The organism is Flammeovirga sp. EKP202, from assembly GCF_014534745.1.
Classification (GTDB): domain Bacteria; phylum Bacteroidota; class Bacteroidia; order Cytophagales; family Flammeovirgaceae; genus Flammeovirga.
This window is the reverse complement of sequence record NZ_JACVVP010000103.1, coordinates 1-7,031: the sequence shown is the minus strand read 5'-3', so window position 1 is coordinate 7,031 and position 7,031 is coordinate 1. Positions and strand designations below refer to the sequence as shown.

At 31.5% G+C, this 7,031-nt stretch carries 7 protein-coding genes; 1 reads left to right on the top strand and 6 read right to left on the bottom strand.

The features are described from left to right. Positions 1 to 604: 604 nt before the first annotated feature. Positions 605 to 1,408 carry a phospholipase D-like domain-containing protein gene (locus IC221_RS29050; protein WP_188172290.1) on the top strand — a complete coding sequence of 268 codons (804 nt, stop codon included), beginning with the start codon at positions 605 to 607 and terminating at the stop codon, positions 1,406 to 1,408. Positions 1,409 to 1,744: 336 nt separating this feature from the next. On the opposite strand, the gene IC221_RS29045 is transcribed toward IC221_RS29050, so the two are convergent. From IC221_RS29045 to IC221_RS29020, 6 genes are all read right to left on the bottom strand, one after another. Continuing rightward, positions 1,745 to 3,064 carry a PCMD domain-containing protein gene (locus IC221_RS29045; RefSeq protein WP_188172289.1) on the bottom strand — a complete coding sequence of 440 codons (1,320 nt, stop codon included), beginning with the start codon at positions 3,062 to 3,064 and terminating at the stop codon, positions 1,745 to 1,747. 4 nt (positions 3,065 to 3,068) lie between these two features. Beyond that, positions 3,069 to 3,836, bottom strand: a complete 768-nt coding sequence (locus IC221_RS29040; protein WP_188172288.1) for a hypothetical protein — start codon at positions 3,834 to 3,836, stop codon at positions 3,069 to 3,071. Between the two features lie 435 nt (positions 3,837 to 4,271). Further along, positions 4,272 to 4,757 carry a hypothetical protein gene (locus IC221_RS29035; RefSeq protein ID WP_188172287.1) on the bottom strand — a complete coding sequence of 162 codons (486 nt, stop codon included), beginning with the start codon at positions 4,755 to 4,757 and terminating at the stop codon, positions 4,272 to 4,274. Between the two features lie 77 nt (positions 4,758 to 4,834). After that, positions 4,835 to 5,446: a hypothetical protein gene (locus IC221_RS29030; RefSeq protein ID WP_188172286.1), complete on the bottom strand. Its 612-nt coding sequence runs from the start codon at positions 5,444 to 5,446 to the stop codon at positions 4,835 to 4,837. 491 nt (positions 5,447 to 5,937) lie between these two features. After that, the gene (locus tag IC221_RS29025; RefSeq protein ID WP_188172285.1) at positions 5,938 to 6,675 is read right to left on the bottom strand and encodes an HdeD family acid-resistance protein; all 738 of its coding nucleotides are present in this window, start codon (positions 6,673 to 6,675) and stop codon (positions 5,938 to 5,940) included. A 32-nt stretch (positions 6,676 to 6,707) separates the two neighbouring features. Continuing rightward, positions 6,708 to 7,031, bottom strand: a 324-nt coding sequence (locus IC221_RS29020) for a hypothetical protein (RefSeq protein ID WP_188172284.1), incomplete at its 5' end; no start/stop codon positions are given.

Sequence of the window (7,031 nt, the reverse complement as noted above, 5' to 3'; positions counted from 1 at the left end):
TAGGTGATGTTCCCAATAGATTAGACGCTCCTGCTGATGGTTGGAATTACTTATTAAGAATCTACGAGCCAGGACAGACAGTTTTAAATGGTGATTACAAATTACCAAAAGTTGAGAAATTAGTTGTGCCTTCAAAATAGGTTTTCAATAAATTCATTGAAGCATGAAGCAAGGGGATGATCTCCTTACTTCATGCTTTTTTTATGCTCTTATTTTTAGCTAAAGGTCTTTGAATATTGACTTGAGGCGTGGCCAAGTTTTTTATTTAATGATTGACTATTCCCATTATAATGGGACACTCTTCAACTTTACCATGTGGCATTGTCTTTCCTTATAAGGTTGAAGACTTTCAACTTATAAGGTGGCATAAAAACATCAATTATGGAGTATTATTCCAATACTGTTTATCGATGACTCGCCTATGATGTACATAGCATCTTGATTAGGAACAACAACTTGATTTGTTATCAATTAACATTTACCTTGTAATAGGCTTTCAGTACCTAATAGCAAACTAATTTTTTGAAGGTATTGAAAGTGATTTTTTAATAATTGTGATATACATATTGACGTTTATCAGATGTAGAAACTAACACGGTGAACAATGAACCTATCAAAACATAGCATTAATGCACTGAGGACACTTATCTCTGGAGATGACCCATTGACACAATATAAATCTGGTCCAAAATTGGTTGATTTTTTTAACTCTTTTGGAGCACGAGATGTTTATAAATGGAGAGATGGTGGACTCCCAAATAATGCAAGTCGAAATCAATACGTAGTTGATAAATTAACTGAGTTCAATGGAACAAAAGTGCTTTCAGATTTACTTCTAACTTTTGCTGACGAAAGGTTTTATTCAGAATTTGAAAATCCTGATATAGATTCAGCAGTCGCAAAGATTAATGGAATAATAAAGCACGACAATTATAATTTGGACAACTCTTCAGGAATATATGTTATGATCGGAGAAGAACTTGCTGATGAAATAGAAGTTGAAGTTCACTTTGAAGAAATTCAACAGCAATTTCTACACGTTTTGGATCAAGCAAAATATACTATTTGGGTGACAGTTGCTTGGTTTACCAACAAAAAACTTTTTCAGAAGTTAATTGAAAAGAAAAGACAAGGTATAAATGTTCAAGCTATTGTCCTTGATGATGAGATTAACCAAAAACATGGTTTTAATTATGAAGAGCATTTTGAAACAAAAAGGTTTATGAAAATGGGTTTATATGAAAATATAATGCACAACAAATTCTGTATAATTGATTTGAAAACTGTTATCCACGGTTCGTACAATTGGACTGAAAAAGCGAATTATAATAAAGAGACAATTTCAATTGAGACAAGTCGAGAGCTTGCTGAAAAATATGCTACTGAATTTATGAAACTAAAACAATAAAAATGAGTACACAAAGAGGGTAATTTATAGCTGTTTACAGCACGCGATGTACTATATCTGAGAAGGTAATCTTTATATAAATTCCAAACTAAAAAAAATGGCAAAGCAAAAGAAAAAAACTCTAGTTGTACCGATTAAATTTTTATGTAATCTACCTTAGGAATTCGAAATCTTGAAAACTTCTATAACCCTTTGATGAATAAATTCCTATTCATTGATGTTGTGAATTTGGTATGAAAGTTTTCTTCATCATAAACGCAGTATACAAAAAGAGACTATCTCATAACTTAATAAGTTGAGATAGTCTCTTTTTTAATTAATATATAAATTTGATTATTAGTACTTTAATTCAATATTTTTCACTTTTAACTTAGAGCCAACTCCTCCGTTAAAATTAGCTCCATCTGCGGATGAGGCAAAGACCATAATTATATGTGTTGGTTGTGCTTCAGGGTTATCATAAAACCCATCTTCTGGCATTTCATCACTACTTGAGTTAGGTAACATGAAAGATTCCAAAGAAGCATCATCACCATATACCATAGGGATCTCTAATTGCTTAAAACTATCCATGTTTTCATCTGTTCTAAACCATCCTGTAGCCAATCGGTAACGTTTTTCATCTGCTCCACTGCCTTCTCTTACTTGAAGAATTACATATACATCGCATTTATCAACAATGTTATCTCCATATGTTTCTGGATTGTATTCAATCTCTGTTGTAAAAGATTTTGGTCTGTCGGTGAAAGGAATCCCAAAGTCTGTTGTAACATTAGATATACCACTACCTTGAATTTCACCCGTAAATAATGAACCTGCTGCAATAACTCCTACAGTTGATTTTGTTTCTAATAAAGCATATTCAGGAGCGTCAATGCTAGGATAAGGAGTGACTGTTTTAGGATATGTTTTTACCCATAAATCTGCAGCAGCTTTATCACCTGATCTCCATATATTCTCATCCAAAGACTGTCCTGGTAGATAGAAAGATCTGTCATCACTTCCTTGTTGAAACCATGTTTGAAAATTTGAATAAGGTACTTGCTCTCCTTCAATCACATCTTCTTGTTCTACACGAACAGTCCATGTGATATCATTATTAAAAGTAAATACTACTGGGTTCGTAAAATCATGTGTTTCTTTTGGTAATGGACTTACTACAGCAGAAATAGGTTGATAATCGAATATCGAAATGGAAAGATCTTCTAAAGACACTCCAGTTGGCATGATCACATTAATTGTATGATCATCTTGGTTGATTGCTGCACTTAACTGACCTTCAATACTAAATTCTGATATTGAAATTGTCCCTTCATCTTCTTTTTCTACAATTACTTCCCAGTCATATGCTTGGTATGTTTTTATTGTAAAGACAACTTTATCAGAAAAGTCTGTTACATCTAATGGATCTGGAGAAACTGTAGCGTCTGCTGTAATTGCTACGCTGTCTACTGCTAAATTTGTTAAGTCAGCATCTGCAGGAACACGAATAGTTACGGTTTGTTCTTCAGTAGAAATGCGTGTTGCACCTACTTGATCTTCGATTGTAAAGTGAAGAAACTCACCAAAAACAGTAGGATAAGGAATGTCGTTTTTAATGCAAGATGAGAAAGCAATTAGAACTGATAAAACGATTAATTTGTATAGTTTTTTCATGAAATTATAGATAAAATGCTAGACCAATATTTAAAGAGAAAATGTCGATATTGAAGTTGGCTTTACTTACTCTGCGTTCGCCTTCTTCCACTTGGTTTTCAACCTGTTTTGTCCATTTGTTTGAGAAACCAATTAATCCGATCGAAGCTTCTAAGGCTACGTTGTCATTAATAAATGCAACAAGACCAGGTGCGACTCCAATATTAAACTCATTGATTACCGAATAAATACCTTGAGTTTCGGCAGGAGTTTGACCAATAGTCATTTCTTTTGATTGCCCATAACCATATGATAAACGCACTTCATTAAAGAGACCGAATCGGTTACTTTTCCCTAAACTCAGATAGTTTCTAATAAAAAAGGTAGAATAAAATGTATGAGATAAATAATGTGCTCCATTAATAGACATCGATAAATCATCTCCTATTTTCAGGTTTAATTCATCAATATCAAGCAAAGATCTATTATAAGTGAACCGGCCTCCTATGGAGAAGTTATCATTTAAGAAATAGGCTACAAATGGACTCACTTGGAAGTTGTATCCCTTACCGCTCCAATCTTCCAGAATCAAGAATTTGTAATTATCATTAGCGTGTTCTGAATAGTTGAAAGTAGCTCCTGTAAGCCATTGTCCTTTCTTTATAAAAGTGTTATTTTCAATACCTCGACTGTAAAGGTCGCTTCGTTTTACTTCACTGTTCTGAGCAAAACTTTGTTGATAAAAGGACATGAAGATGAGGACACCTAGAATTCTTAAGAATTTAGATTTCATTGTTGTAAATAAATTGATTAGATAATGTAATTGAGATTTTTTTTGAACCGTATTTTTAAGGTTCTTGAATAAATTGTTGCTTAAAATTGAAAGTAGATTGTAGTTAAATTAAGCGTCAATGATTTATTCATATTGTGATTAATCTTTTCGGATTAAATCACCCGTCATTAATGATAGACATTATAGTAGATTTTTTAGATGATGATTTCTTAGTATGATTTATTAAACGGAATTTATACTATCAAAAAATGATATGAAAAAGTATAAAAATACCTAAAAACAAGAATTGTTAGAGTTGTCCTAGTACTTGTTCTACTATATAATGTTATATGAATGTAAATAGGGTGTTATTATGATTATGAGTTCTCCAGAAAAATAAAAAAATCCTGTTCTCAAGACATGAAAACAGGATTATAAGTAGGGCATTTTATTTATCTATTTACTCTGGCTGAAGTAATCAAGAGGTGCATATCCATTTAATATTGCCCAACGTCCACTTAATCCTGCTCTTAGTGGTAAAAAAGGAATTTTCCTGACACTACTTTCAACGGTAATAAAATCCTCTTTCAATGCCTCTTTTGAAGAATTGATCAATTCGTAATTGAAAGTAGAAATATCTTTGTAATCCTTTTTAGTGAAACCTGCTCCAGGAATAAAATAAGTTCTATTAATACTAAAGCCCATTGATTTTCCTTCGTACTGTAATACTACATTAGACATTGAATCATTGGAGGTGATCACTTTTACATCGGCATAATAAAATTCATCTTTTCCTTCATTCTTATCAATGAGGACTTCCTTTAATGTAGAAAAATAGGGTTTACCTTCCGCTGGGCTAGATGCTTTCAATGCATTGTTAAAGGTGGAGAAAACTATAATGGAAATAGTGATGAAAGATTTAAGTAGAGAATTAAAATTCATGATAAATGAGATGATAAAGACTGTTTTACGAGGTAAGACAGATAGATTTATTAATTGAGATTAGGAAATAACTTCTTTTACTTCGTTTCTAAATTTTGTTCTAACTCTAGATTATTTACAGGTTCTAGTAGTATTTTATCATTTTCTTTCAATTTTGCTTTCGCCTTTAAATCCTTAATTTTTTGCTTTTGGACCTGCTTACATTCTTTCCACTCACTACCACTAAGAACATAAGCTTTATCTACCTTTTTCATTGTTAATGCAGCTTGTGTTGTTGGTATAGGGGCTACAGCCCAAAACAATGGATTTCCAGCTACAGCTAAAGTCCAACCTGCCACCGCTAACGTTTGTGAAGTTCTCGATTTTCTGTAGCGTTTTGTATTGTAATAATCCAAAACATGTTGGTCTAGTTCATTTACCATAATATCATACTCATGAATAAAGTTGGCTGTTTTATCATAAGTGTCTAATGATTCGTATCGGATATAGTCAATATCTGCAACTGATATATTATGGTATTCTTTATTTCTTTTATACACTATATAAGTAGGTGTACAATGCTTTTTTTTGAACTCTCTTTTTGTTATTGAAATGAGTTCTCCATCTTTCATATGTATATTAATATTATCCGCTTCTGTAGGAATAGAAATAGATGAAATGATGGCTTGTGCTATGACAACGATAGGCATAATGATATAATTTAGATTGTTGATTTTTTGTTGATTACACCTATTTAAACGTGATTAATACTGCTGGAAAATGACATAAAAAATCATAATTATACCTAAAAATAGGAATTGAGAGTATAGGTTGTTATGTAGTGTCGATACCACTAAATTGAGTATAACTATTTTATACTTTCTGCATTATAATGATGAAGACTTATACACTTTTCAGAGTGAATTATAACATCATTTTATCCTTTCTTTTACTGGTTAATATTCCTCTTTATGATTAAGAATGAGAGATCTTTTATTTTTGACTTAGTACTTATTGAAATTAGAGAGTCATTAGCTTTAAATAAAAAAAAACGGTAAAACCAGAAGTGATTTAGACTTCTAACTTTACCGATATGAGATAAGTACAAATTATAGAACCCCTATTTCTACGTTTTCTGCCTTGTACTACATAAAATAACTAAGAATTAATTATCATTTATATTTGACTTAGTGCTTATGATTTATAAATGAATAACATCATCTTTTTTTTCAGCATCTTTTCCTGCGGTAACTTCTTCGGTATCGATGGCTTCAACTTCATCCTTACTCTTTTCTATGATAGTTTCCTCGTCATAAGAGACCTCTTCTTTTACTGTTTCTTCAGTGTTTTTTTCTTCTGCTTTATCAGAATTAGACTGCTTTTTCTGTTTCATTAATTGGTTTAATTTTCTAAACCTTAACCCAAGTAAAATGCTATATACTCCTGATGAAATAAGTACAATACCTGTAGTTAATAGGATCGTAAAACCTGCAAATAATGGGTTTACAATAAGTATCGTTGATAAAATGATACCAACCACACCGACAGCTATTAAGTGTCCTCCTAAGCCAAATTCTTTTTGAATTTCACTACCCATGGTTACTCCAATTATAGATTTAGCCATAATAGCAAAACCTAAATATATTGGCATAGTAACAAAAGATATTTCTGGATTTAATATTAAATAAATACCTATTCCGAAAGAGATTAGACCATAAAATAATGTCCAGCCCCAACCTTTTATTTCTTTTCTATTTGCTATGGCGAATATAATTTCTGAAACCCCTTCAATTAAGAATAAGTAGGCAAAAACGGTTGCTAAAGTAATGTAACTAACTATAGGGAATGTAAATGTGAGTATCCCTCCAACAATAAACATAATACCCGCGATTAATAATAAATACCAGTGATTAACAGATGATTTTAAATTTTTAAACATGATGTGATTTTAAATAATGATTATAAAATGATTTAATTTATAGTAGAAGAAAGCTCTTTTTCATATTGTAAAGGATGCTCTCCAATGAATACTTTTTTATCTGTAAACTTGACAAAGACTTCATAGTAGTCGAAATGATTTACACCTCCATAAAGAGCAGAATCTTTACCTATTGAAATGTTTTTAGACATGATAGCATTAGCTAATAACTCAAACATTTTTACTGATGTATAAGAATACTCAACACCAATAGGTTCGATTTCAAAAATCATAGTAGACCCTTTGTGCGAGACGTTGATATTAATTTTTCCCTCTTCATCTCTTGGAATTTCTTGTCTAAACTCATCAATAAATAA

What these genes read in the sequence shown, in the direction of transcription:
- IC221_RS29025 (WP_188172285.1), bottom strand. Translation starts at nt 6,675, where the DNA reads ATGTTTAAAAATTTAAAATCATCTGTTAATCACTGGTATTTATTATTA.
- IC221_RS29030 (WP_188172286.1), bottom strand. Translation starts at nt 5,446, where the DNA reads ATGCCTATCGTTGTCATAGCACAAGCCATCATTTCATCTATTTCTATT.
- IC221_RS29035 (WP_188172287.1), bottom strand. Translation starts at nt 4,757, where the DNA reads ATGAATTTTAATTCTCTACTTAAATCTTTCATCACTATTTCCATTATA.
- IC221_RS29040 (WP_188172288.1), bottom strand. Translation starts at nt 3,836, where the DNA reads ATGAAATCTAAATTCTTAAGAATTCTAGGTGTCCTCATCTTCATGTCC.
- IC221_RS29045 (WP_188172289.1), bottom strand. Translation starts at nt 3,064, where the DNA reads ATGAAAAAACTATACAAATTAATCGTTTTATCAGTTCTAATTGCTTTC.
- IC221_RS29050 (WP_188172290.1), top strand. Translation starts at nt 605, where the DNA reads ATGAACCTATCAAAACATAGCATTAATGCACTGAGGACACTTATCTCT.